The organism is Flavobacterium sp. 38 (genome assembly GCF_057799715.1).
Genome location: NZ_JBYNWZ010000004.1, coordinates 148,273 through 173,759, shown reverse-complemented (window position 1 = coordinate 173,759; position 25,487 = coordinate 148,273). Strand labels below are relative to the sequence as shown.

Below are 25,487 nucleotides of genomic sequence, written 5' to 3'. Positions count from 1 at the left end.
TTTTATTTATTTCTTGAAAATACAAGATGAGAATTTATCCATAATATGTAGTCATCCACCACAGATTTTTCACTATATTTTAATTCTACGATTTTGTTTAGGTTTTTCCCCATCTCCAATCTTAAGCTCTCTCCACTTATTAATTTTTCAAGAGCTTTAACAAATTGGACTAAATTTCCAGATTCTACAATTATTCCATCATTTTTAGAAGTGATAACTTTTTCAATATCTCCAACTTTTGTTGCTATAACAGGTAAATTACATGATCCATATTCAAGAATAGCCAGAGGAAGACCTTCTGACAATGATGGCAAAACGGCAATATCACATTCTCTTATTACTTCTTGAATATTATTCACGCTTCCATAGAAAAAAACAGTTTCATTGAGCTTTAACCTATCAATCTCTCGAAATAATTGCCGAGAATAGGAATCTTCAAAGTCTTTTCCAAATAAGTGAAAACTCCAATCTGGAAAATTCTCTTTAAGTGTATGTGCAGCTTCAATTAACAATTTGTGATTTTTTTGAAAACGTAAATTAGCCACGCATATAATCCGTTTTCCTTTGCTACCTTTTAATTCTATTTTCTTTTCTGAGTTATTTTCATAACAAATAAAATTTGGTAAATATTTTATTTTGGAACAATACAAATAAGAGGATGCCCATTCTTCTAATGCTTTATTTACCGAAATAACGCCATTAAACATCAGTGAACTTATTTTTAAACTTATACTTTTTCTTAGATTTAAATCCTGACTTATCCCATAATGATCATGCCAGACTATTTTGATTCTTAATAAAGTTAATTTTATTAAAACTGCTGTAAAGAAAGAAGAACTATGAGCATGAATTAAATCAACATCATTTTTTTTTAAATAGTTACGCAACCTAAATAAAGCTAAAAGATCAAGTCTGCCTTTTTTTTCTAAAAATAAATAAGAAACTTTTCTATTAATTTGAGCTGAAAGCTGTCCTTGTTTTCTTGTAGTTATAAGGCCTGAAAATGATAATCTTTCTGCAAGAGCATTAGCGTAATTTACCGCCATTTTCTCTGCTCCACCCGCGTCTAAAGAGTCAATAATTTGAACAATTCTCATTTAATAAGTTTTTAATTTCATCTTCAAAAACATTGATTGTGTATTTTTGAGACCAATTTGTTGCTAGCATACTTTTATCTAGAAATTGTTCTCGGTCCGATAAAATATTTAGAATCTGATCTAAATCTTTATCTTCATTCATTTCTAATAAAATACCCCGATTTCCATCGTCAAGCATAAAAGGCAGGCATGATACTTTTGTTGCCAGTGGGACACATCCCCAAAACATACCTTCTGCAATTGCTTTTGGCCAGCCTTCACTACTAGAAGGTAAAATTACAAAATGACTTTTTTTATAAGCTGTTTTAAGAATTTCTTTACTTTGATTTCCATGTAAAAAGACATTATTCTGTAAGTTATTTGAAACAATATAACTTTCTAAATTATCTCTTTCTATTCCTTCGCCATAAAGGTTTAAAACCACATATTTATATTTTTCAACTATTTCTTTAATTAGCATCAATGCATACATAGGATTTTTTCCTTTGACTAAACTCCCTGTAAAAATAAAATTCAAAGAGGAACTTATACTTGCCTTTGAAGTATTTTCTATCTCAGAATTAGAATACGTGGCAGTAAAAAATGGTTTAATATTTTTGGACTGATTCTGCCATTTTCCATAAACCAAAACGTTCATATTTCGTGTTAAAATATGGTTGCTCAAAATATGTTTTTGTAAGCGATAAGACCAAGGTTGCTTACTTTTTGGATCCCAATTGCCTGCATATTTTGCTGTTTTAGATTTTCCTGGAAAAAGGATTTGAACAAAACAGCCAATCAGCCCCATATTTCCAGGACATCTTAAATGAATATGATCTGCTTTCTTCATTGCCCAGAATATCTTCCAAAAAATAATAGGCAATTTAAAAAATGAAATTAAAATGTTTTTAAGGCCAATAATATTAAAATCAGGTACTGTTTTAAAATTAATTTTATCATGTTGGTACGCAATATCTATTGGAGTACTTTCTCTTTTTCCCAATGGAGCCACAATGATAACCTCATCAGTATATTTAAGCCAAATGTTCATTTCTTGGACATACGGAGCATAGGCCAAATATTCATCGGACTTTACAATATGATTTACGTGAGTAATTATTGCAAATTTCATTTTATAGCTTTCAATAATCCTTCAAGGGTTATTATTTTAAAAATAAATTTAGTTCTCATAAACTAAATTTTACTCAAATACTTTTAATAATGACTAGGAAAAAGCATTTCCATATATACTTTTATACTTTAATTGTTGGCTTATTAAATAACAAACTAGCGTACCCAACAATTCTCCCTAAAGATTCTGTTAAAGCTTTTTTTTTGTGTTTTTCAGTAAAAACATTGCTAAAACGAATAAAGGTCAATAAGATTGTAATTGCATTCCACTTCAGTCGATCGATAATTTTTGGATTAGGATTTTTAACCCTCCAAACATACCAGCCGTTTCTGACTACCATTTTTCCATATTTGTATTGATTTGGTCTTCCCACAGGATCATGGTAGTGACATAATTTTGCAGTTGTATTTAAATATAATTTGCCATGCTTTGAAACCCGCAATGTAAAATCTGCGTCTTCATACAAGCCATAACCTTCAAAATAAGTAGAAAATGAAAATTTTTCAAAAACTGATTTCCTAAAAGAAGACACTCCCCCCATTAGCTGCTCTGTTTCGTAAATTTTTCCGCTAGGAGGCAGAAAACCTACACTTCTGCCATGAGAAAAATTTGGAGAAAAACCCGGTGGACAATCACTATCTAAATTCATTTTTTTTCGAAGCACAAAACGACTTCCATCTTTTCGTTTCCATCCATCTAAATAAAATTCGTTTATATTACTCTTATAATTTTCTGGTATTCTTTCCCAAATAATTTCATTAGTAATGTATCCTCCAACACCTAACGCTTCTGGATATAAAACATATGTTTGCAACAGATTTTCAAAATAATCTGATTCCAATACTGTATCATCATCTAAAAAGCACACAATTTCTGTTTCTTTATCAATCTTAGAAATTCCAAAATTACGCTGTTTAGTTAATCCTCGAATCTCTTCTTCAACAAAGTAGTATTTTAGATTCTTGAAAACATTCTCATTCAAAACTATTTTTGTCTTATCATCTAACGATCCATCAACAATTAAGATTTCATTTGGGTATTTACTTTGACTTTTTATTGAATTAAGCAATTTGAGCAATGCTCCGGAACGCATATAAGTACAAATAATTAAAGAAAATTTCATCAAAAATTTATTTTGTCGCTATAAATATTAAATTATTATAACCTTTCTTTCTATTATATTTTTTACCATTTAAAACATAATAATCTTCAATTGAGTAAACCTCTACGTCCCTAAAACCTGTTTGTTGCAGATCTTTCAGCAATCCTTTTTTTGTATAATAGTAGCCCGCAACCTTAAATCCTTTGAAACCTGTGTCTCTATTTCCGACTTTTTCTCCTAAAAAAAGAGAAAAGAGATTTCTCAGTTTAAAATAGAATGTTTTGGCAGGAACGCCTACTTGATTATGTACAGTTCCAATCACAACTCCATTTTCAACAAGAATTTGATGAGCATTTTCAAAAATCTTTAAACGGTCTTTTCTCAAGGGAACATAAGTGAGCATGCTGTTCAATATAGTTACTAATTGAAATCTATCATAAACTTTATTAAATTTTACAGCATCGCTAGTGAAAGTAGTAGTGATTTTATCAATGTTCCAAACTTTTAAATTTTCATTACATTTTTCAATCATACTTTCAGATATATCAGAAGCAGTGATAAGATCGGGATTAAAATATTCAGCTATACCTTTAAGTTCTCGGCCAGTCCCGCAACCAAATACCTTTATTTCTGCAATTTTTCCAAACTTTGAATAACGTTTCAAACTATTCTCAAACATAAATTGTTCAAAATTAGAAATCAAAGGTGATGTATCCTGAGTAACTATAATCTCTTGTTTTTCCCAAAAACTTTTATTTTCAATTTTCATTTAAATCTTTTTATAATTACTGAAATTCTTTCTTTATTTTTTTTAAGATATCCATTTAAAAACAAATATAGTTGGAAAATGGTTGGCCTTAGAACAAAATGATAATGAGGCTCATCAAATAAAATTGATTGAGCCATAAATTTTGCCTTAAACTTTTGTACGCCGTAAGAGCCTCCCATAGAAATATTATATCCTGCATACCCCATTTCAAAGGATTTTTTTATCGCTTCCCAATGAATGCAGTAGCCAACATTTAAATCCGGCTTTTCTTTTGATGTACCTCCAGAAATATATGTCAAGTAGTCCCCACTATCAATGAATAGCCCTACTCCTTTTAATTCATTTTTATGACTAACCGTTAATAGAAAAGCTCGTTTAAGAGCTATTAAACTTAAAATTGTATCTTTTATATCCGCAAATTTTCTTACAGTATAATTACCTTCCTTGGCGTTCTTTTCAATTAATTGATATGCTTCTTGACAATCATCCTCTGTTACTGCAAATGAAATATCAAAATTGTTTCTATAGGCCAGATTAATGTTTCGCCGAGGCTGTAATGGAAATATCTTCAATAATTCTTCGGAAGTTTCTGAACTATTAAAGTCTAGCCAATTTAAACCGTAAGAGCTATAAACGTATTTAAATAAACTACCTTCTTTTCCTTTATTCTTTATATTATCTTTTTCGCTTGATGAATAGCAATAAGGCTTAATTGTCTTGTTGAGTGTAAATGGAATACTATATTGCGCATAACAGCATTTCATTTTTTTAGCACGTGCTTGCAAATTATGAATTAAAAGCCCGATTATATCTGTATTCGCTATTGAAGAAATAGGCCCATGCGGAACAATATAAAATTTAAAAAATGACATTTTAGCAATTACAGCACCATATCCACCTACTATTTTTTGATCGATGAGACATATCCCTATTTCAAAATCAAAACCGTAAGACTGATATGATTTTAGCCAATCTGAAAAAACCAAATGATTACCGAGCGGATTTTGGTAAACAAATTGGTCCCATTTATCTAACCATTCTTTTTCTTTTGTAAAAAATATGTCCATTAAATAACCTTTCTAAAGATTAAACCGAAATTATTTTTCCATGTTAATGAACCTTCAGAATCAATATTTAAAGTAGTTTGCTCAAAACCTTTCCAAAACTCAATTAACTCCGTAAGTGTAGGATTCCAAATTTCATTATTCTGTACTTTTAAACTTAATAATTTAAAATTTTGAGAAACATCTGGATCAATTTTATCGAAAGTAGCAAAGAGTTTACCCTTATGATATTTCATTGGAACCGAAAAGTAGGTATGAGCAACACAAACACCTTTTTCATTAATTAAAGAATCTATATTATATTGACACAAGGAATTTTTAAAATCTAACATCTCTACTGTTTGAAAAATATAGAACTCTTTTTGGTCGATAATGTGTTTAAAAACAAGCGGTGTATATTTAGCTAATTTATAAGGTTTGTTTTTTACAAACTTCCACAACAAAATTATTGAAAAGATAGACACTCCAAGATGAAAAGTGTTTATTAGAAAAGGAAAAATAAATTTTATTTTTTTTTGAAAGATAATTTTTTTGAAATCTCCCGCTGTCTTTTGATATTTTAAGATCATATTTTCATCATTAAAATAATGAAAAATGATGTTTTTAATCATTAGCTGAATTCTTTTTATTGCATCTAAATCTTTATTTCCATCTAGAAAACTCTTTAAAGTGAAGTGTTGGTTGTTTAACTGGTTTATAACTCCTTTAGCAGAAGTACCAGAATCTATATAATTCCATAAAACATGAATATTTTTATCTCTTAAATTTTCCTCAAACTCTTTATCAGTCAAATTGTTTTTTTTAAAGAGGGAAAAATTATAGGGCTGATATCCGTGATCGATCCAGACTTTTATGTCATTTAATGGCGGAATAAACTGTTTGAAATCAGCAAAACTTTCAATATCTCCTTTTATTGATTGTGAAAGAGAATGGTAACACAATTCATGTCCATCCTTTTGCCAACTTAATAATTCTTCCTTGTCATTTGCAAATGATGCATTATCTTTACGTTTTGAGAAATGATTAAGAAAAAAACCTTTTGTAATCTTTATTTGATTTTCTTTAAAGAATTTTCGTTGTAGAGCTAAATTTTTATCAGTATCAAAATCACAATGATCTGTAAAACAAATTATTGCTGTAAAGGGGTGTTTCGATCTACTGAATTCGATTGCATAATCTTTGGGAAATAAAAGCGTGGGGATTTCAGGAAAAAAAAAGTTTTTTCTCGCAGATGTGATGCTCTTACTATTGTTTTTCCCTGTATAATTGGTGATGGGAGAGGAAAAATCAGGGTTAAATCGCCAAAGTAAAACGTTAGTCTTTTTTTTATTAACTTCCCATATCCCAGTATTAATATTCGATTGAACCAATTGCCCATTTTTCAGTTTTAGAATTTTGGGACAAAATTCGTTAGCAATCCTATTTTCTTTACAATTTACCCAAGTATAATTATGATTTCTGAATTCTTGGATTTCTTTTTCAAATACAATTTCTATATCGAAAGAATTACAATCGAATAAATCTATTTTTGTAACATCAACAGCCAATTTATATTTCTGAGTACTATCAAAAACATAATTATGCTTTATGGAACCTATATTAACTGAAATTGACTTTATCATATTTTTGGTTAAAAAATTATTGTTTAAGTTTTTCAGCCCAATACACACTTGATTGCCATTGACTTATGAAATTATTCACATATTTTATGGGATTTTTAATTTGCTGCATTTTATAAAACTTAAAAAAAAGCACCGTTTTATAGCCTAAAATTTGCTTTAGAGTAAAATTATTCAACTTTAAAAACATTATAGTTGGTGAAGGTTTAGGCTGAATCAGCTCATCTTTCCATGCTAAAACAGGTTTAGTTCGAAATCCTCCCATTGGCGCTCTGAGGTGATTAATTACCAAATTTGGAAAATAAATTACATCATACCCTATTTTTCTTAATTGCAAACCAAACTCAGCATCTTCTCCATAACCAAACTCCAGGCTCATGTTAAATTTTACTTTATTTAATGCGGACGTTTTTATAAAACTATTTCCCGATCCAAAAATCGATGCTTGCGAAATTTTTCTATCAATTAATATTTGATCTGTAACAGGATAAAATGTCAGTGCAGCCAAACACCCGAATTGTTCTATATTTTTAAATGTTTTTTCAATCAGATCAGATTCAAATCTATTGTCGTCGTCATTTAAGAAAACCCATTCGCTAGTTACTTCAGCCAAAGCTAAATTTCTGGCATTACAAGCACCTGCCTGATGTGTAAAAATATGTTTTATAATGAACGGCCAATTCTCATTTTTTAAATAATCAAGTTCTGAAATACTATTAAAATCTGGATTTTGTTCTACAATAATTACATTTATAGGCAGATGTGACTGTTTTGACAAATCTTTTAAGACATCGTATAGATAATCTTTTCTGCCAATTGTCGGAATAATTACATCTATTGTCTTTTTATCAATTACCTTTCTTCTGGATTGAACTTTTATGCCATCCAATACATCTTCACCTAAAGTTCTTTTTCTAAAACCTAAACATCTTAGTAAAGGAATAAGTGAAAATCTTTTTTCATACATTAACAAATTTAAAAACAACAAGAAAACCCAACGTGTTCTATAATGTTGCTTTACAAATTTAAATGTCAGAAAATTATTTTTTTCACCTCTTACTTTCGCTTTAGGCAACAAATCTTTAACTAATAAAGGCTCAGAGTAACATAAAAGTCCACCCAACATCGCCAATTTAGCAACTGAATGTAAAAAATAGCCAAAATTTGAATCTGACTTTATTTTGTCTTTTAGAAGATTTAAAACCGAAGCATGAATTCCTCCAACATCGCTACTCATTAACCACGTAGGATAACTTATATCTCTCTTCACATTTAAAAATAGAGATTCATCAACATAACCAATTGTATCTGGTAAAAACTCACAATCTGATACATTGTAAGATGCCATAATTTTATTATGATGAAAAATATTCTGAAATTCTGATTGATTTAAATTTGATTTCAAATCTACTCTGCACCAGATTATAAGTTCATCTGAAAATAATTCAGCTATTTGAAACAAACTGGCCGCTAGTCTCTTAGGAGAAAAATCAACGCTTTTTCCTTCAAAGTCAACCTCAATAACCTTATTATTTTGATGATAAATTATAACTGGCATTAAATCGAATTTGAATATATTAGTTTTGAGTAAAATGTTATATTGTCTTTTGCAAGTTTGTTAATATCAAACTTATCTTCAACTCTTTGTCGAGCATTTTTTCCAATTTCAACGGCTAAATCGTTTGCTTTCAAAATGCTTACAATTCTTTCAGCATACAAATCATGATTTGAAGGGTGTACTAGATAGCCACTCTCTCCATCTATTAGAAGTTCTTGAGACCAGCCAATATTACTATTTACAATTGCTTTCTGCATAGCCATTGCTTCTATGGTTACCATTCCTAGAGTTTCTGCAAAAGTCGGAAATACGCAGACATTTGCTTTTTTTATATAGTCCTGAATCTCATTATAAGGAATTTTACCTAGATAATCAACCTGTTTTAAATCATCTTTTGTAAACAAACCTTTCATTAATTCCCAAGTTGATTTAGAATTTGTCTTGATATCGAAAGAGTCACCTCCAATTAAGACCAGTTTAGCTTCTGGGAGAACATTCCTGACTTTATTGAAAATAGCAGGCAATTCTAAAACACCTTTTTTTCTAATCAAAGTACCTAGGTATAAAATGAGGTTCTTTTCAAACTTTTCGGGAGAATTATTTTCAAACTTTTCTAAATCAATACCATTATGAATAATTTTTATTTCCTTTTCTTTTATTTTAAAAAGTTTTTCTGAAACCTCTCCTGCAAAATTCGTCGGTGCAATAAATGCTTTTGCATGCTTTAGTGCTAATTTTTCGAACCAAAAATTTTTCTTTTTTTGCTTACGATTTTCTAAATGACAAAAGTAAGTATCACTACCATGAAATCGAATTACCAATGGAATTTTGAATTTCATAAACGCTGTAATACCTGTCCAATCTGGAACTTCAATAATTTCAATTTTTTCTTTTCTTATAATTGATTTGCAATATTTTTCAATATGTTTTCTATGAAAATACCATCCTAAAAACTTGTATTTTTTATTCTTAAGAAGATGAATTTTTATTCCATCTTCATTAATAATCTCTTGAACATTTTGTCCATAAACAAAAATTGCTATTTCATTTCCGGACTCATTTAAAGCTTCTGCCAAATTTTTAATACTTGTTCCAATTCCAGCTTGATTTTCAACTTTAGGATGGGAATATTCTGCTGTAAGAAATGCTATTTTCATCTATTAAAAAAATCTTTAATAATTTGTGCGGTCAAAATTTTTGCTCCTTCATCATTCATATGACCACATGATGAAAAGTATTTATCTTCATCAAGAATGCTCTCATAATTATAAATTTCAGGATATAGTTTTTTAACTTTTTTAAAATAATCATTATCCACAACATTTTTGCACATCGGAGTCATTACTGGAATAAGCCTAATATTATTTAATTTACAAATACTTTTAATTTCTTCGTAATATTTATTTTTATGTGGACGAAAATTTAAAACTTCACCTTCTACTCTTCCTTTATTGATTTGTAAAGGACTATATCCTCCAAGATCCTGTTCTTTGCTTGCTTTATTGCACGCGTAAAACAAAAATTCCCGAAATCCAATTTTTGTGTCATACTTTAAGTATCTGTAAAACGGAATATAACTTAAACTATTAAAATCATCAACGTTTGCAAAGTGTTCTTTCACTGTTTCTGATTCGTTTAAAAATGGTAAAAAATTCAAAAACATCCCATCAGATTTTTTTTCAGATTTTAATGTTACATCGGCATCTATAATTACATTTTTTATTTTGTAATTCTTCTCCAGCAATAATTTTAAGACCAAATCAGATTCGAACATTTTAGCACCTTGCATTCCAAAATTAAATGTTTTTAGCCCTTTATCTGTAAACATTTGTGTCACGAAATGATTATTTGCTCTCGAAGATCCTAATATTACAACATCGTATTCTATCGGTTTAGAATTATAAACAAATCCTATTTTATCTCTTTTGTTACTTTGAAGAAAGACATACGAATAGATATTGTCCAATACAATTGCAAGAGTGATAATAATAACAAAAATCTTTACTATGTAGAACAAAAACTTCTTCATTTATCCATCTGTAATAGAATACCTAGCTTTATGCTAAACTATTTATTAAAAAAATCTTTAATAATTCGTGCTGTAAAAATTTTTGCTCCCTGATGTGTCATATGCCCACATGAAGAAAAATATTGATCGTCAATAACTACATTTTCATAATTATGAATTTCAGGATATGCTTTTTTAACTTTATCAAAATAATTCATTCCAATAACATTTTCGCACATTGGAGTCATAACAGCAATAAATTTTATATTATTCTTTTTGCATATTGTTTTTATTTCTTCATAATATTTATTGTGAGGTAGCGGATTTAAATTGACAATATTGTTTTTCATATTGCCTTTTTTATGTTTTTCTAATGGATAAAACCCTAAATTATCTAATGAATTTGTTTTTTCATTTTTAGCAATTTTATAAATTTCGCGAAAACCAATTTTAGAATCGAATTTTATGTATCTATAAAAAGGAATATAATATAACTCTTTAAAATTTGGTTCTGTAGAAAATTGATCTCTAATAACTTCTGAACAATGAAGATACGGTAAAAACTTTGCTGCCACACCTTCGGATTCCTGATCATTAGAAAGATTTAAATCTGCCTCAAGAATTACATTTTTGATTTCGTATTTTCTTTCAATCATTAATTTCAACATTAATGAAGCCTCAAATAAATGTCCGCCACTCATTCCGTAATTAAACGTTTTTAATCCTTTTTCTTCAAACATTTGCGAAACAAAATGATTATTTGCTCTAGAAGAGCCTAAAATAACAATATCATATTTTTGATCCTTAGAATTAAAAACTGTTTCAATTTTGCCCCTATTTTTAGACCTCATAAAAATTGATGTATACAAGCCATCTAAAGCAATTGCAACAACAATAACAACAATAATAATTTTGACTGTGTAAATTATAAACCTTTTCATTAGAACTGGAAATATATAAATTCTTTATAATCCGAATAAGTTCCAAAAGCAAGAATTGCAAGAATAGCCAAAGATAATTTCACTAAATTTCCTTTGCCAGAAAGTGGTTCTTTTTTAGTTTTATTATTCCATTCAACTAAAACGAATATGCCAATCATGAGAAGTAATTCGAAATTGTATCGGTCATTTTCTAAATACTGAAAATTGAAATCTTTATTCGTGATTATTCTCTTCAAATATAAAACAGCATCTGATATTGTACGCGATCTAAAAAACACCCACGCAATACAAGTCATAAAAAAAGTAATTAGAATACTAAAAAGTGTTTTTATAGAATCTAAATTCCATTTTAAAGTAATACAATCCATATTGTTCCTATTACTATTAGACAATAACAAAGGAAGAAAATAAACTGCATTTATAAGTCCCCAAACAATATAAGTCCAATTGGCTCCATGCCAAAATCCGCTAACAATAAAAATAATAAATGTATTTCTGATCTTAATCCACAATCCTCCTTTACTGCCTCCTAACGGAATGTATAAATAATCACGAAACCACGAAGAAAGTGAAATATGCCAACGACGCCAAAACTCCGCAATATCCCTAGAAAAATAAGGATAATTAAAGTTAGTTAATAATTCTAAACCAAATAATTTGGAAACTCCAAGCGCAATGTCCGAATATCCTGAAAAATCTCCATAAATCTGAAATGCAAAATAAATTGCTCCCAGAATCAATGAAAAGGAATTCATTGAAGGATAATGATCAAAAATAGCATTGGCGTATACTGCGCAAGTGTCTGCAATGACCACTTTTTTAACTAAGCCCCAAACAATTTGACAAACACCTTCTTTTGCTTTTTCAAAATCAAATTCACGTTTTTCCTTTAGTTCTGGTAATAAATGTGTTGCTCTTTCTATTGGTCCTGCAACTAAAAGAGGAAAATAGCTTACGAACAAGGAATAATCGATAAAATTATATTCTGCTTTTATTCTTTTGTAATATATGTCAATTACATAAGATAAACCATGAAAAGTGTAAAATGAAATTCCAACAGGCAAAATAACATCCAATAAAAACGGACTTACTTTAAAACCAAAAGAAGAAAACATTTGAGCAAACGAAGTTGCAAAGAAATTGTAATATTTAAAAACTCCTAAAAAACCCAAGTTGATAATAATACTTAGCCAAAACCAGAATTTTCTATTACTTTCTGACTTTCCTTTTTCAATTTGAATTCCAGTGTAATAATCCAAAAAAGTAGAAAAAACTAGTAAAAAAAGGAATCTCCAGTCCCAACAGGAATAAAAATAATAACTAGCAACAATTAATAATGCATTTTGTGTATTTTTTGTTTTATTGAATACAAACCAATACAGAAAAAAAACAATTGGTAAAAAAACAGCAAATGCTAAGGAGTTAAAAAACATATTACATTAAAAAATTTGATAAAAATTTAAACCAGAAAAAATTAGCTCATTATTTCTTTTATGGCGTTCCATATTCTAGCTGAAGCTTTTTCTGGTGGATGCAGATTGATAATTTCAAACCATTTTTGGGCATTTGAAATTGTATCAACGGGTTGCTCTAAACCTTCTTTTATTTTTTCTTTTATTTCATTCACAGAATTAAGCCACAAAACAGAATTTTTATTTGGCATTGAACGAAAATGCACATAGTTGTATATTTTGGAAACTGACCAATTCTTGTTTATTTTATTAGAAACATCATAATTGATAAAAGCACATGGCTTTTTATGCGCTACATAATCAAAAACCATAGATGATCCCAAATTTACAACCATTTCTGTATAATGAATTGTATTTACTTGCAAATCAACATCTTCAGTTGTTGGTAAAATAGTATTCCAGTCTTCTCCAATTTTTTTCCATATAGGCGCAATTGGCATAATTATATCCTTATTTTTTTCAAGAACAGAATCATATCTATCTGAAAAATCTACTGGACAACGTCTGAAAATAATTCCTAACTGATTTCCTTCATTGTTTAATTTGCGGACTGCATCAGCCACATCAGCAAGATACTGGGGATCGTCAGGACAAGTTGTAAAATCGTCCCCAGAATAGCAAATATATTTTTTATTTAGGTCAAGACTATATTTGCCAAAAAAATCTATTTTTGTAAGTAATTTAGATTTATCAAAGTGACTTTCAAACTGCGGAGTACCCGTTACAAAAATCTGACTTGCCAAAATTTCTGGGTAATACTTTAAAAGCTCACTTTTCATATGTTCACTCCAAACAAAGTAAAAATCTGTTTCTACCACCATGGTGGCCTTTGGCAAATTATCCCATGAAAAAATAAATGTTGCCGTTGGAATTCCTATTTTTTTTGCAGCTAGCAAGGGCGCAATTGCTAAAACAGGGCGCTGATTGGTACAAAAAACTAAATCTGGTTTTTCTACTCTCAAAGTCTCTAAACATTGTTTATAGTAGCTCGTGCTTTGCTCTATTTTTTTTATTTTTTCGCGAATTTTATACACGCCTCTTTGTGAAGAATGTGTAAAAATCAAAAAATTTGTAAGTAAATTTTTGAGGGCAGGTTTTATTTTTTTATATGAAAAAGGAAAACGATACGAATCATATACTTTATCATTTTCTGACTTAATATTTAGATTAAGCTCAATATGTTTTCGGGCATTTTTATAACTATCTGCTAATGGATTTGATTTTGCATTTTTAATTTTAATTTCATTAAAACCAAGGGATGACAAATCAAAAGGAGTATTATTCCAATAAACAATATTAAAATCTTTTCCTAATTGATAAAAATCAGAAAAAGCAAAGTTTCTAAGTCCTACTCCATCTGGCAATAAAATAAATATTTTTTTTCGAGGCATTTAGTTAATTCTTATTGACGAATACATTTTTTATTCTTTTTTTTAGTCTACTTTTTTTTTGTCCGAACATTATTTTCGTTCCAATTAAAAACTCATAAACAAAACCTCTAATTTGGAAAACTAAATATTTTTTTTCAAGGCTTTCATTTCTGTCGTCAAAGCTAATCCATCTTTCGGGAAAGTAATCAACATCTATGTTTTTTTTAGCAAAAGCACCTCTAAAATTTTTTAGAGGTCTTACAACTTTTGAGTTCTCTTTTTCGCCTAACCAAGCTGTCCACCAAGAAAAAGTTGAATTACTAATGACAAAATCATCACATTTTGATCCCAAAACCAATTGTTCTATCGCAGATAAGTTTTCTGCAAAAAAAATATTTTTCAAAAATGAAAAATGATACTTGCAATAATTTATATCATCACTGGTAAAAATTATTTGGCGATCTCTCCAGTCTGGAAAATTTTTTATAATTGCCTTTAAATAATATAAGTGCGACAACTGATAATAATAGGGATGTTTTACAAAATCTCCTCTTCTGACAGATACTAAAATTGTTTTTTTTGCAAAAAGATAATCGAATTTTAAGTACAATTCATTTGCAAAATCTTCAAACCTAAAAACTTCTTTTGTTTTTTTTATATCGAAGTATTTTTCAGATTGAAGCCATCCATCAAGATCGTAATTTCCTTGGTCTAAATTCCATTCGTAATGATTATATGTTTTCTCTTTTATGTGTTCAAAAGAATTATCTATTTGTAAAAAAGGAATTGGATTCTTAAAATACTGAGAAAAGCCCCAATTTGGAAAACCGTATTTGTGCCCGTACTTTTCTCCAATACCAATAGTTGAAGCGACTTGAAATAATTGATTTCCAAGATTTCCTTTATTTCCAAGCTTAGAAAATGTTATCATTTTTGGGTTATATCTCTAAATTGCTTTTGATGATTTAGCTGCCAAATATCTGACTTTTGCAAACAATCTAAAAATAACTGATTGCTATTTCCTTCTCCAAAATCATCTTCCACACTTTGAATTTTATGCGAATCTATTATTTCAAGGGCTTCCTTTATACTTGTTTCACTATAATCAGTATTAATTATATCTGCATGAATAGACCTGTTTTGTTGTCTTGTACCAATATTAATAATTGGGATTCCATAATATGGAGCTTCTCGAATTCCAGCACTACTGTTACCAATTATAAATTGACTATTTTTTAGAAGAGTCAGAAAGTACTCAAAACGAAGTGAGGGAAACACTCTAAATCTTGAATTTTTATCCAGTTTTTTATAAGCTTTAAGAATAAATTGGCTACCAAGATCATTATTAGGAAAAATTACAATGTAATTATGATTATCATCTAAAAGAGATTTTACAAAAATTTCTGCATACTTTTCCATCTTACTAATTTCAGTCGTTACTGGATGAAACATCAAAATAGCATAATTTTCAAAATCGATATTATAATATTTTTTAGCAGTTTCTAAATCGGGCAATTGATCTGAAAACATAATGTCAATATCTGGGGATCCAATAGTAAAAATAGACTCCTTAACTTCTCCCATCTGAATAAGCCTCATAGCTGCCTGTTTATTAGAAACAAAGTGTATATGGCTTAATTTACTAACGCTATGACGAATTAACTCATCAACAGTACCCGAGACTTCTCCTCCTTCAATATGTGCTACTAAAATGTTATTAAGTGAACCAACAATTGCTCCTGCAAGTGTTTCGACCCGATCACCATGCACAACAATCATATCTGGCTGAATGGTCTTACAATAACATGACAATCCTTCAATAGTTTTTGCTAATGTCAAATCCATAGTGGTTTCATGGGTATGGTTTTGAAATGTAAACACATTTTTAAAATTGCATCGCTCAATTTCGATTAATGTATAACCATATACCTCCTGCAGGTGCATACCCGTAACAAAAACAAAAACTTCAAAATTGTTTTGCTCCTCTAAAGTTGAAATCAAGGATTTTATTTTTCCGAAATCAGCTCGAGTACCAGTAAGAAAAAGGACTTTTTTCATCTAAAAATGTAAATTAACCTAAAAGAAATTAAACAAATATTTACTCATACATTCATTTAACTCTATTAGGATAGTATTTTTCTCTGTAATTTAAAAAATATTGCTCTATATAAAGTGTCATGATTATTCCCGTTATAACACTCACTATTGTTGTAATAATAAAAATTGCAGTTTGATTTAAATAATAGTTTAAAATAAAACTATTTATCAAAGCAAATATAAAATTCACAAAACCATGAATGATGTAAATGCTGTAGGAGGAAAAACCAATTTTGCTAATAATATTTACTATTCCGTTTGAAAAAATTGAATTTAATTTAGCATTTATATTTTCATCTGTTATAAAGTATATTAATATAATTCCAAATGAAATATACAATGATGTAAAGCCAATTGTACTTACAAATATAGAATCTTCAAAATCTTTAAAAGGGGTGAATAAAAGAATTGCAAATGCAAAAAAAATTAAAACTTTTTTATATGAATTAAAAAACAACACTAATTTTTCTTTTTTAAAATAATATAGATATGAAACAAAACAACCAGCCAATAAGGAATCTACTCGTAAATGTGTCATTGTAAAATTTTTGTCTCCATTCCCTTCAAAGAATATATTGCTAATTATCCTGCCAACCAAGCAGAGAACTAAAACTAGCAAGAGTAAAAATTCTATCTTATTTATTTTGCCTTTAGTATTTAATTTCAAATTTATATAATTGTACTTAATACCTAGCCATAACAATAAAGCAAAACTTATATAAAAGTGCTCTTCTACTGCTAATGACCAGCTAGGTATATAAGCATAGCCCCATCCATAAAGATAATTCTGTAAAAAAAAGAGGTCTGCAAAAAGTCCTTTATATTCAAATTGATGTTTTATTAATTTGGGAGTGAGATATAAAATATATGTTAGATAATATATTGGATAGATTTTAAACCCTCTTCTTATTAAAAACAAACCAACCTTTATATTGCCAAATTTTAAATATTCTCTAAATAATAATCCTGAAACAAGAAATCCACTTAACACAAAAAAGAGATCAACACCGATCCATCCCATTTTTGTTGTAAAAGCAAATAAGGGTTGATGGCGAAGTAAAACAAGAATAATAGCGATTCCCCTCAAAAAATCAAGCTCTCGTAGTCGAATATTTTGTTTCAAAATGATTAATTAAATTTATTCAAAATCAGAAAAATCTAATTGCTCATCGTGATCAATATCTCTTGTGGCTGATTTTCCAAGTAAATCATTGAAGTGTTCTGCTAATATTCTTCCTGTCCCTGGGCGTTTAACCCAAATGTTTTCTTTAGATAATTTTTCTCCCTTTTTAATTGGAGCTATAGCACATACTGTTGCAAAAGCAAAATCAATTGTTACTTGTTCTTCATTTGCTGGTTTCTTTGTTCCTCCTCTCATTAGAGCAATCTCTGCAGCAGAGACAATTAATTCTTGACATGCATTTTCATCCATACTGCACACAATATCTGGTCCTGTACGCTGCATATGATCTGTAAAGTGTCTCTCTAAAATGCTCGCTCCTAAAGCAACGGCTCCTAAACAAGCATTATTATTCAAAGTATGATCACTTAGCCCGTAAATTTTATCAGGAAATGCTTCGTGTAATTCCATCATTGCTCCAAAACGAACTAAATGAATTGGAGTCGGATAAAGGTTTGTTGTGTGTAAAAGCGCTACTGGAACGTTATGTTTATCGAAAATAGCGACAGCTTTTTGAACGCTTTCAATAGTATTCATTCCAGTACTTAAAATAACAGGTTTTCCAAATGAAGCAATGTGTTCTAATAAAGGATAATTATTGCATTCTCCTGAACCAATTTTATATGCCGGAATGTCGAATCTCTGCAAACGATCAGCTGCTGCACGAGAAAAAGGTGTCGAAATAAATATCATTCCTTTGCTTACTACATAATTTTTCAGCTCTAATTCGTCTGCTTCGTTTAAAGAACATCGTTCCATTATTTCATAAATAGAAACATCAGCATTACCTGGAATTACTTTTTTTGCAGCTCCGCTCATTTCATCTTCAACAATATGGGTTTGATGTTTTACAACCTCAACTCCAGCTCGCTGGGCAGCATCCACCATTTCTTTTGCAACTTGCAGAGAACCTTCATGGTTGATTCCTATCTCTGCTATTACTAATGGCGGAAAATCTTGACCTATTTTTCTTCCTGCTATTTCTATAAATGGTTTCATGTAATTATCTATAAGGTTTTATATATTTTAGATATAAATATGTTGTATAATCAAAATCTTCTTGTGTATCAATATCCGCGTTAGCAAAAATATGATCTATTATTAAAGGGAATGCATCTTCTGAAATAATTATATTTTCGTGAACTAAGCTGGCTTTTGTAATATAAAGTAATCCGTTTTCAAAATAAAGAGGAGATAAATCTTGACTTCTTTCTCCAATTTTGTAATTGTATGGAACATATCTTTCGTCAATAATTTTTCCAAATTTTTGATGATTTCTTGAGACTGTAAATAAACTGCTATACTTTTCTTTTTTATAAACTTCAAAAGCTTCTTTCAATAAATTTTCAGGTCGCAAAGGATTTGTTGGTTGTAATAAAATTACATTTTCAACATTTGAATCAATATGCTCCAAAACATGCCTTAATGAAGAAATAGTTGGTTCATTATCGCCAGAAATATCCGTGGGTCTATTTATAACTTTGGCTCCGTACTTTAAAGCCACATTTTTAATATTCTCATCATCAGTAGAAACATAAATTTCGTCTATAATTTCACTGTTTGCTTGTGCATATAAAATACTAAATGCCAATAATGGAATTTCATCAATTAACTTTACATTTTTTTCAGGCAATCTTTTCGAACCTCCTCTAGCGGGAATAATAGCAATGTTTTTCATAAAAATTAATTTTTATGTTTCTTTTGGCAACCAGTAAATCTTTGTGTTGTCTAGTTTTTGATACTCTGAAAATTCACACTCTGAAAGTCTATTTTTATTTTTTATAATTTTTGGGATAAAAATAATTAAATCAAATCCAGCTAGAATTAAAGCTTTTAATGCACTCAAATCTCCCTTAAAAACTTTCAATTTAAATTGCATCCAGATTGAATAAGCCATTTTCCTTGGAATTAAATTTAATGGTATAAATAAAAAATACAAAGACCAACCAGCTCTTAGTGATCTTTGCAATCTAATTGAATAATCTGCATCTCTTTTTCGCCGTTTAATATCAACTCTATGATTTAGTAAAACTTCTGGAAGATAATGTATTTCCCATTTTTTTTTAAATAATTGATACGATGCAAAATCTTCTTCTCCATAAAACATAAGCCATTCCGGATAATTTGGAATGTCTTTCCATGCAGACATACGCCAAACGTGTCCACAACCAACAAAACTTTTCATTTGATGTGAGACTTCAAAATTACCAATGTTTTTTGGCTCATTTAAACCCCAAAAAATTCTAAATCCTAATAATCCTATTTTAGAATTACTCTTAAATGTTTCTTCAATATATTTCAGCGGATCTTCACTAATGAAATGAGCATCATCATCTATTGAAATAGCATATTCACAATTAACCAACGAAAGAAGTCTATTCCTACTGTATATAAGTCCTTTGCTCTCCTTATTTTGAATAACTTGAATTTCGGGATATTTAGATTTAAGAAATGAAGCTGTATCATCGATAGAACCATCATCGCAAATTAAACAAGTTACATCTTCTCTTTCTATAATTTTTTTTATCTTAGTTAATGTAAAAATCAAGTCATTACATCTATTTTTCGTTGTAATTAATATAGAGAATTTTGTCTTTTTTAAATTCATAAATTCTAAGAATCTAAATTACTATTATAAAAAAGAGAAAATATTTGTTTTATGATTTTCTTTCGTAAATTATAAAGTTTGTTTTTAATTGGTGAATCAAATAAATCAACATCTTGTGTAAAATCTTTATCAGCTTCAAAATCGCGTTTTACTTCTTTGAGATTATTCTTTTGAATATCAACCATCCATGTTTCGACATTATTACCCATGTGAAACGCAAAATTATTAAATGTAGATAATCTTAACTTGCCCAACTTGTCAATAGGCTGATCAACATAATTAAATTCAGACTCATTGCCTACTAATGTTAAACTTGGGTTTGAAGGTGCTTTTGTAAACAAAATATCTCGAGTAATTGTTAGTATCTGATGTCCGCTTCCAATTACAGCATTCATCCCATTTTTTTCAATTACTGGCCATTTATTGTTTTCATTAGATTCCAGATCCCAATTTATACTCTCTAAATAACGATTATAATCTATATAGTTTTCAGGAATTGAAATACGCTTAAATTTTACTCTTTGGAGGATAATTTTCTTTAAGACCGAACTTGTCCCATAAAACAGAGCATGTCTAACAGGAATAGGAGAAACAGACCCTACATTTTTGAAATTTTGGAAAACTGCCTCAACATTTTGTTGCCAATTTTGAACAAAAAGTATATCAGAATCTGTAAGTGTAATATATTTTTCTCGACTACCCCTTGCAGCTCCAATCATAGCATCAATTTTTCCAATGTTTTCATTATGATGGATTAGAGTATCTATTTTTCTTTCTTCTAAATAGGACTGTAAAAAGTTCGAAACTTCTTTACAAGATCCATTATTTACAACTGTTATAAGACAATTTTCATCTATAGTTGCCACAAGAGAATCTATGCATAATTTAAAAACTTCGGCCGAGTTACTATAAAAACCTTTCGAATCTGGAATGTATACAACAACAACAACTCTATGATTAGCCTTTAGTATAATTTTTTTATCACTCTTTTGCGGATTTACTCCTATTCTCATTGTATATTATTATAAAAATTTAATTTATTTCCAAATGTAACTGCCTACAAGATTGGCATTTTTAATGCCATTCTATAAGCTTTGATTAAGACCCATATATTTAATAATCTTCCTTGTAAAAAAAGAAGTTTAATAGCCAGAAAAAACTTTAGATAAAATTGTTGCTTAACTACAGTATTTGAAAAATGTTTTTTTAGAAAATAAAAATATAATCGCTGCTTTTCTAATTCCATATTTGTGGTCTTCCATTTATCTCTTTGTCCTCCTACTGAAACCCATAGATGCTCGACTAAAATTTTAGGTTCAAAGTATATATTTGCACCCGCTTGTAGCAAGCGCATTCCATAATCCCAGTCATCTCCCCAAATTGTGAAATGTTCATCAAATAAAAAACCTGCCTCCTTAAAAACGTCTCTTTTTACAATATTTAGTCCTGAACAAACCTGAAGCCTAAAACGAGGCTTTGAAAAATTAGCTGGTTTAGCGATAGTATCCAAAATAGTATGATACTTAAATTCTGTTGTTTCCATACCTTCAAATTGAATTCCTGGTATTAGAACATCAATGATATTCGGTTCTAGCACTTCAATTATCTGCTTAAATGCTACACTTGGAATTCTTAAATCGTCATCGAGAAAAAATAACCATTCTTCATTTTCATAAAATTGTAAAGCTTGATTTCGAGAATGATTTACTGAATTTTCTCTTTCATTTTTTACAAAAGTAAAGCGATAATTCAACTGTAGTTTATTTATATCTGCTTCTATATCTTGTTGACTTTGGTCAACAATGATAACTTGCGAAATATATTTTTCAAATGAATTTAAATCCAGAAGTAAATTAGACAAATATTCTAATCTGTCTCTTGTTGGAATGACTAAAAAAAAATTCTTCATTTATTCAGTAATTTGGCATATACAATATAAACAGCATTAAAAATATGGAGCTTTTGCAAGGTTAAAATTATATGATATTTTATTAAACGCAACTGAAAATCTATCGTAGACCAAAAACCAATTTGATTAAAATAATGTTTTGTTATTTCTTGATATGTATTAAAAGATGGAATATTAAAAAAGGCAGTCTCCAACTTTTTTAAAATTACTTTCTTTTGAAATTTTGTAAATAGTAAATTATGTTCTTTAAACAAAATTTCGCAAAATTTAAAAGTTGCCCAGTTTTTTTGGTTATTTGAAGCAGAGTCGCCAGATATACTTAAACTTGAAACTCGAATAAATAACTGAGCTTCATTAATTGAATAAATAAAATTTGGAATTGAGAATTCTAAAACTGCCAAATCATCTGAGTGCCAAGCTAAAGGTAGTTCTTTAAATTTTGTGTTTTCTATACTATTTCTTTTAAAAATATATTCACTTAACGAACTTCTTGTTTTTTTTGAAAATTTTCTAACCAAAAAATCCTGTCCAGTTTCTAAAACTGGGTGTTCATGTTTTCTAGATATTATTTGACTCTCATCTATAATTGTAGTTGCAAAACGAACAACATTAATTTGCTTTTTATTTATCTCTTCAAAATTTTCATAAAAAGACTCGACTACATTTTCATCCAGAACATCATCGTCTCCAAGTATCATGATCCATTGTTCATCTTCTACTAGATTTAAACATCTCTCCCATTGTTTCACTAGTGAAATCCCTCCTAAATTCTGTGTGAAAAGATGGTATTTAAAGTCAAAGTCATTTTTATATTTTTCTAATAGTAAGAGCGGATTTTCTGGACTTAAATCATTCCCTATGTAAACTTTAAATCTCTTATCTGTCTGTTTTCTTAAAGATTCTAAAGTCTTTTCAAAAAACTCAAGTTTATAATACGGAATTACTATAGCAATCACTTTTTAATTTTTTTAAGCATCCAATTTGCAAATGAAAGCAGATGTAAATTGACTAGAATATTTCTAATTTTATTTCCTAATTTAAATGCCCCAGAGTTTTTATATTTCTTAACTTCCAGTCCTTTTTCTCTTGATTGCTGATAATACTTTTCAATTAAAAAGATTAAAAAATTTTGATAATCATCTTCTGAAATTACTGTTTTTAAAATAGGCAATGAATTAAAGAAATTACTTTTCATGTGAACAAAATCTTTTGTCATATTTTTTTCATGGTACCTATAATATGCCAAAGGGCGGTCTAAAAAAATAGTTTCTGGATTATTTTTAAAAATTCTCAACCACATAATCCAATCTTCTTTTGCTCCTAATTCTTTTGAAAATGTAAAATCTTTAAAAATGCTTTTATGGAAAAATCCACAATGAATCGGTATATTAAACTCAAAATCCCAATCGTATAAAACTTTTTTAAAAGTAAATTCTTCTGCAGAAAGTTTACAAAATGGAAGTTCTACATTTTTCAAATCTCCTCGAAACATCAAAAAATTGGAAATAACGATTTTATTATTTTTTTCTTTATCCGCTAATATTTTCAATGATTCTTTAAGTTTGTCTTCATTCAATAAATCATCCGAATCTAAAAATTGAATAAACTCTCCAGAGATTTTACTTAAAGCATGATTACGGGCAAAACTGACACCTTTGTGTTCTAAACAATATAATTTAAATCGAGAATCTTTTTCTACAAATTCTTTAACAACATCAGTTGTCTGATCTGAAGAACCATCATCTACAATTATACATTCCCAATTCGAATACGTTTGCATTTCGATTGAATGCAATGTTTCTTTTATTAATGCTTCTCTATTATAAGTTGGTATTATAATAGAAATATAAGGTAAAAAATTATCGTATGTATTCATGATAGATATTGAGATCCATTTTATTTTAAAAGTTTCAAAAAAAACTGAAAATGAGACCTACTGATCGGTTTTAGCCAAATCAATTTAAACCAAAAATAAATGGCTTGTTTTTTTAATCCAAATTCAAGCAATTTATCTAAAAAAAACATACCGTTTTTAAGTTCGTAATACTCTACATTATTACTTTCTGGCACCGATATTGGGAGCATATCCTTGTAGAAATTATAAAAGTTAACTGCTGATTTACACCAATCCTTATTAATAGTACCTATTGAATAATGCTCTAATAAAATATTCTTTGTCACAACTACTCTATAACCTTTTTTCAAGTACTCAAATGAAAAATTTAAATCATAATTATGAAAACCTTTTAGCTTGGTATTAAATGAAATTGAAAAATCTTTTTTAGCTGCCATAAAGACTCCGTCTATGGCAACAACATCTTGTAAATTACCATTTTTAAATCCTACACACCAATATTTTTCCTCATTTTGAAAATATTGACGAATATTGACGCACCTATCTTTTTCTGGGCAACTCCACCAAGCAGATGGCATTTTTGTTTTACTCTTGGCTCCAGCAACGCCTACTAATCCTACAGTAGCGTTTTCATTAAAAATTTCTAATAAAGTTTTTCCCCAATTTTCAGTAACAAAATGAATGTCATCATGCAAAAAACAAATTATATTTTCTTTACTTTTATCTATTCCTATATTATACGCTTCGAAAATAGAATATTTATTATCAGAATTATCAACTACAATCAATTCATGCTCTACACCTATAGTCTGATTTATATTATTGAATAAATTATCTGATATTGATTTTGTTCTCGAACAAATAATAATAGAAATCATGAAATAAGTCTCATTATTTTTTTTTAAAAACTGTAAATCCAAAGAAGGTGTTACAAAACAAATCTACTACAAACTTCTTGCTCGTCAATTTCTTCTTTTCTTCTACTTTTTCTTTTTCTCTTTGACGAAAAGCTTTTGCATATTCCTCATGAAACAATTTACTATGTTTTTTCACTACATAATCTTGATTTGAAAAAACCATATTATTTGTAAATGAATGAATCATTGATGTATTAGAAACAAAATATTTAAAAGTAATCTCATGCAGATTAAAAAATACAGCTTTTTGACTGCTTAAAGAAATCCAAAATTCCCAATCTTCATGACCTTGGTATGGCATATTCTCGTCATACCCCCCGACCTTCTGCCACAACTCTTTTTTAAAAATCGCACAAGCATCAATATAATTGTTAACAAGAATTTTTTGTAAATTGAAATCTTCAATTTTCCATAGTCCTTTTTTTTCTCCAAAATATTCTGCATATCCATGTACAATGCCAATATTAGAATCTTTTTCAAAAGTAGAAATTGCCTTTCTGCTAAAATTTTCGTCAACAAGATTATCAGAATCAAGAGGGAGTATATAAATTCCTTGTGCTTCTGCAATTCCAAAATTTCTTGTCTTACCTAAGCCTTCATTTTTTTTTGCAAAATATTTAAAGCGCTGGTCTTTCAAAGCCCATTTCTGAGCGATTCCCTCTGTATTATCGTTTGAACCATCGTTAACAATTATAGCTTCCCAGTCTTCAAAATTCTGATTTAATATAGAATTTAAGGTTAATTCTAGAGTAGCTTCTGAATTATAACAGGGAATAATTACGCTTAATTTTGGTGACATTTAGATTTTTT

The 25,487-nt window shown here is 28.9% G+C and carries 24 protein-coding genes; all 24 read right to left on the bottom strand.

Going from position 1 to position 25,487, the window contains the following annotated elements; translation table 11 throughout:
• Positions 1-2: 2 nt before the first annotated feature.
• The 24 genes from AC3E9W_RS12085 to AC3E9W_RS11970 all read right to left on the bottom strand — a co-directional run bounded on the left by AC3E9W_RS12085 (position 3) and on the right by AC3E9W_RS11970 (position 25,476).
• The gene (locus tag AC3E9W_RS12085; RefSeq protein ID WP_488768534.1) at positions 3-1,097 is read right to left on the bottom strand and encodes a glycosyltransferase; all 1,095 of its coding nucleotides are present in this window, start codon (positions 1,095-1,097) and stop codon (positions 3-5) included.
• Positions 1,075-2,208, bottom strand: a complete 1,134-nt coding sequence (locus tag AC3E9W_RS12080) for a glycosyltransferase family 4 protein (RefSeq protein WP_488768533.1) — start codon at positions 2,206-2,208, stop codon at positions 1,075-1,077. Before AC3E9W_RS12080 ends, AC3E9W_RS12085 begins: the two co-directional genes overlap by 23 nt.
• A 121-nt stretch (positions 2,209-2,329) precedes the next feature.
• Complete coding sequence (locus AC3E9W_RS12075) at positions 2,330-3,331, bottom strand: glycosyltransferase family 2 protein (RefSeq protein WP_488768532.1); 1,002 nt, start codon at positions 3,329-3,331, stop codon at positions 2,330-2,332.
• Between the two features lie 7 nt (positions 3,332-3,338).
• Positions 3,339-4,079: a class I SAM-dependent methyltransferase gene (locus AC3E9W_RS12070; protein WP_488768531.1), complete on the bottom strand. Its 741-nt coding sequence runs from the start codon at positions 4,077-4,079 to the stop codon at positions 3,339-3,341.
• Positions 4,076-5,146 (bottom strand): lipid II:glycine glycyltransferase FemX, encoded by a 1,071-nt coding sequence (locus tag AC3E9W_RS12065; RefSeq protein WP_488768530.1) that lies wholly within the window; start codon positions 5,144-5,146, stop codon positions 4,076-4,078. The genes AC3E9W_RS12070 and AC3E9W_RS12065 overlap by 4 nt, the downstream gene beginning before the upstream one ends.
• Positions 5,146-6,765 carry a hypothetical protein gene (locus tag AC3E9W_RS12060; RefSeq protein WP_488768529.1) on the bottom strand — a complete coding sequence of 540 codons (1,620 nt, stop codon included), beginning with the start codon at positions 6,763-6,765 and terminating at the stop codon, positions 5,146-5,148. The genes AC3E9W_RS12065 and AC3E9W_RS12060 overlap by 1 nt, the downstream gene beginning before the upstream one ends.
• 16 nt (positions 6,766-6,781) lie before the next feature.
• Complete coding sequence (locus AC3E9W_RS12055) at positions 6,782-8,320, bottom strand: glycosyltransferase family 2 protein (RefSeq protein ID WP_488768528.1); 1,539 nt, start codon at positions 8,318-8,320, stop codon at positions 6,782-6,784.
• Complete coding sequence (locus tag AC3E9W_RS12050; RefSeq protein WP_488768527.1) at positions 8,320-9,477, bottom strand: glycosyltransferase family 4 protein; 1,158 nt, start codon at positions 9,475-9,477, stop codon at positions 8,320-8,322. Before AC3E9W_RS12050 ends, AC3E9W_RS12055 begins: the two co-directional genes overlap by 1 nt.
• Entirely contained in the window at positions 9,474-10,148 is a 675-nt protein-coding gene (locus AC3E9W_RS12045) for a hypothetical protein (RefSeq protein ID WP_488768526.1), read from the bottom strand. The genes AC3E9W_RS12050 and AC3E9W_RS12045 overlap by 4 nt, the downstream gene beginning before the upstream one ends.
• Before the next feature lie 239 nt (positions 10,149-10,387).
• Positions 10,388-11,269 carry a hypothetical protein gene (locus tag AC3E9W_RS12040; protein ID WP_488768525.1) on the bottom strand — a complete coding sequence of 294 codons (882 nt, stop codon included), beginning with the start codon at positions 11,267-11,269 and terminating at the stop codon, positions 10,388-10,390.
• Positions 11,269-12,702, bottom strand: a complete 1,434-nt coding sequence (locus AC3E9W_RS12035) for an MBOAT family O-acyltransferase (RefSeq protein WP_488768524.1) — start codon at positions 12,700-12,702, stop codon at positions 11,269-11,271. The genes AC3E9W_RS12040 and AC3E9W_RS12035 overlap by 1 nt, the downstream gene beginning before the upstream one ends.
• A 41-nt stretch (positions 12,703-12,743) precedes the next feature.
• A complete protein-coding gene (locus tag AC3E9W_RS12030; RefSeq protein ID WP_488768523.1) occupies positions 12,744-14,132 on the bottom strand; it encodes a UDP-glycosyltransferase in 1,389 nt (462 codons plus the stop codon).
• A 4-nt stretch (positions 14,133-14,136) separates the two neighbouring features.
• On the bottom strand, positions 14,137-15,042 hold the full coding sequence (locus AC3E9W_RS12025) for an alpha-1,2-fucosyltransferase (RefSeq protein ID WP_488768522.1): 906 nt from the start codon (positions 15,040-15,042) through the stop codon (positions 14,137-14,139).
• A complete protein-coding gene (gene neuC, locus AC3E9W_RS12020) occupies positions 15,039-16,169 on the bottom strand; it encodes a UDP-N-acetylglucosamine 2-epimerase (protein ID WP_488768521.1) in 1,131 nt (376 codons plus the stop codon). The genes AC3E9W_RS12025 and neuC overlap by 4 nt, the downstream gene beginning before the upstream one ends.
• 52 nt (positions 16,170-16,221) lie before the next feature.
• Entirely contained in the window at positions 16,222-17,331 is a 1,110-nt protein-coding gene (locus AC3E9W_RS12015; RefSeq protein ID WP_488768520.1) for an acyltransferase family protein, read from the bottom strand.
• Between the two features lie 15 nt (positions 17,332-17,346).
• Positions 17,347-18,387: an N-acetylneuraminate synthase gene (gene neuB, locus AC3E9W_RS12010; RefSeq protein ID WP_488768519.1), complete on the bottom strand. Its 1,041-nt coding sequence runs from the start codon at positions 18,385-18,387 to the stop codon at positions 17,347-17,349.
• 4 nt (positions 18,388-18,391) lie between these two features.
• The gene (locus AC3E9W_RS12005; RefSeq protein WP_488768518.1) at positions 18,392-19,066 is read right to left on the bottom strand and encodes an acylneuraminate cytidylyltransferase family protein; all 675 of its coding nucleotides are present in this window, start codon (positions 19,064-19,066) and stop codon (positions 18,392-18,394) included.
• 12 nt (positions 19,067-19,078) lie between these two features.
• Entirely contained in the window at positions 19,079-19,996 is a 918-nt protein-coding gene (locus AC3E9W_RS12000) for a glycosyltransferase family 2 protein (protein WP_488768517.1), read from the bottom strand.
• A gap of 5 nt (positions 19,997-20,001) precedes the next feature.
• Positions 20,002-21,009 carry a glycosyltransferase family A protein gene (locus AC3E9W_RS11995; protein ID WP_488768516.1) on the bottom strand — a complete coding sequence of 336 codons (1,008 nt, stop codon included), beginning with the start codon at positions 21,007-21,009 and terminating at the stop codon, positions 20,002-20,004.
• A 44-nt stretch (positions 21,010-21,053) separates the two neighbouring features.
• The gene (locus tag AC3E9W_RS11990) at positions 21,054-21,905 is read right to left on the bottom strand and encodes a glycosyltransferase family 2 protein (RefSeq protein ID WP_488768515.1); all 852 of its coding nucleotides are present in this window, start codon (positions 21,903-21,905) and stop codon (positions 21,054-21,056) included.
• On the bottom strand, positions 21,902-22,861 hold the full coding sequence (locus AC3E9W_RS11985) for a glycosyltransferase family 2 protein (protein WP_488768514.1): 960 nt from the start codon (positions 22,859-22,861) through the stop codon (positions 21,902-21,904). Before AC3E9W_RS11985 ends, AC3E9W_RS11990 begins: the two co-directional genes overlap by 4 nt.
• Positions 22,858-23,781: a glycosyltransferase family 2 protein gene (locus AC3E9W_RS11980; RefSeq protein ID WP_488768513.1), complete on the bottom strand. Its 924-nt coding sequence runs from the start codon at positions 23,779-23,781 to the stop codon at positions 22,858-22,860. Before AC3E9W_RS11980 ends, AC3E9W_RS11985 begins: the two co-directional genes overlap by 4 nt.
• A 20-nt stretch (positions 23,782-23,801) precedes the next feature.
• Entirely contained in the window at positions 23,802-24,638 is an 837-nt protein-coding gene (locus AC3E9W_RS11975) for a glycosyltransferase (protein WP_488768512.1), read from the bottom strand.
• Positions 24,639-24,651: 13 nt separating this feature from the next.
• Complete coding sequence (locus AC3E9W_RS11970) at positions 24,652-25,476, bottom strand: glycosyltransferase family 2 protein (RefSeq protein WP_488768511.1); 825 nt, start codon at positions 25,474-25,476, stop codon at positions 24,652-24,654.
• Positions 25,477-25,487: the final 11 nt, after the last annotated feature.

What these genes read in the sequence shown, in the direction of transcription:
- AC3E9W_RS12005 (WP_488768518.1), bottom strand. Translation starts at nt 19,066, where the DNA reads ATGAAAAACATTGCTATTATTCCCGCTAGAGGAGGTTCGAAAAGATTG.
- AC3E9W_RS11975 (WP_488768512.1), bottom strand. Translation starts at nt 24,638, where the DNA reads ATGATTTCTATTATTATTTGTTCGAGAACAAAATCAATATCAGATAAT.
- AC3E9W_RS12045 (WP_488768526.1), bottom strand. Translation starts at nt 10,148, where the DNA reads ATGTTTACAGATAAAGGGCTAAAAACATTTAATTTTGGAATGCAAGGT.
- AC3E9W_RS12025 (WP_488768522.1), bottom strand. Translation starts at nt 15,042, where the DNA reads ATGATAACATTTTCTAAGCTTGGAAATAAAGGAAATCTTGGAAATCAA.
- AC3E9W_RS12055 (WP_488768528.1), bottom strand. Translation starts at nt 8,320, where the DNA reads ATGCCAGTTATAATTTATCATCAAAATAATAAGGTTATTGAGGTTGAC.
- AC3E9W_RS12065 (WP_488768530.1), bottom strand. Translation starts at nt 5,146, where the DNA reads ATGGACATATTTTTTACAAAAGAAAAAGAATGGTTAGATAAATGGGAC.
- AC3E9W_RS12035 (WP_488768524.1), bottom strand. Translation starts at nt 12,702, where the DNA reads ATGTTTTTTAACTCCTTAGCATTTGCTGTTTTTTTACCAATTGTTTTT.
- neuC (WP_488768521.1), bottom strand. Translation starts at nt 16,169, where the DNA reads ATGAAAAAAGTCCTTTTTCTTACTGGTACTCGAGCTGATTTCGGAAAA.
- AC3E9W_RS12075 (WP_488768532.1), bottom strand. Translation starts at nt 3,331, where the DNA reads ATGAAATTTTCTTTAATTATTTGTACTTATATGCGTTCCGGAGCATTG.
- AC3E9W_RS12030 (WP_488768523.1), bottom strand. Translation starts at nt 14,132, where the DNA reads ATGCCTCGAAAAAAAATATTTATTTTATTGCCAGATGGAGTAGGACTT.
- AC3E9W_RS12000 (WP_488768517.1), bottom strand. Translation starts at nt 19,996, where the DNA reads ATGAATTTAAAAAAGACAAAATTCTCTATATTAATTACAACGAAAAAT.
- AC3E9W_RS12050 (WP_488768527.1), bottom strand. Translation starts at nt 9,477, where the DNA reads ATGAAAATAGCATTTCTTACAGCAGAATATTCCCATCCTAAAGTTGAA.
- AC3E9W_RS12070 (WP_488768531.1), bottom strand. Translation starts at nt 4,079, where the DNA reads ATGAAAATTGAAAATAAAAGTTTTTGGGAAAAACAAGAGATTATAGTT.
- neuB (WP_488768519.1), bottom strand. Translation starts at nt 18,387, where the DNA reads ATGAAACCATTTATAGAAATAGCAGGAAGAAAAATAGGTCAAGATTTT.
- AC3E9W_RS12080 (WP_488768533.1), bottom strand. Translation starts at nt 2,208, where the DNA reads ATGAAATTTGCAATAATTACTCACGTAAATCATATTGTAAAGTCCGAT.
- AC3E9W_RS12060 (WP_488768529.1), bottom strand. Translation starts at nt 6,765, where the DNA reads ATGATAAAGTCAATTTCAGTTAATATAGGTTCCATAAAGCATAATTAT.
- AC3E9W_RS12040 (WP_488768525.1), bottom strand. Translation starts at nt 11,269, where the DNA reads ATGAAAAGGTTTATAATTTACACAGTCAAAATTATTATTGTTGTTATT.
- AC3E9W_RS11970 (WP_488768511.1), bottom strand. Translation starts at nt 25,476, where the DNA reads ATGTCACCAAAATTAAGCGTAATTATTCCCTGTTATAATTCAGAAGCT.
- AC3E9W_RS12085 (WP_488768534.1), bottom strand. Translation starts at nt 1,097, where the DNA reads ATGAGAATTGTTCAAATTATTGACTCTTTAGACGCGGGTGGAGCAGAG.
- AC3E9W_RS11990 (WP_488768515.1), bottom strand. Translation starts at nt 21,905, where the DNA reads ATGAAGAATTTTTTTTTAGTCATTCCAACAAGAGACAGATTAGAATAT.
- AC3E9W_RS11980 (WP_488768513.1), bottom strand. Translation starts at nt 23,781, where the DNA reads ATGAATACATACGATAATTTTTTACCTTATATTTCTATTATAATACCA.
- AC3E9W_RS11995 (WP_488768516.1), bottom strand. Translation starts at nt 21,009, where the DNA reads ATGAGAATAGGAGTAAATCCGCAAAAGAGTGATAAAAAAATTATACTA.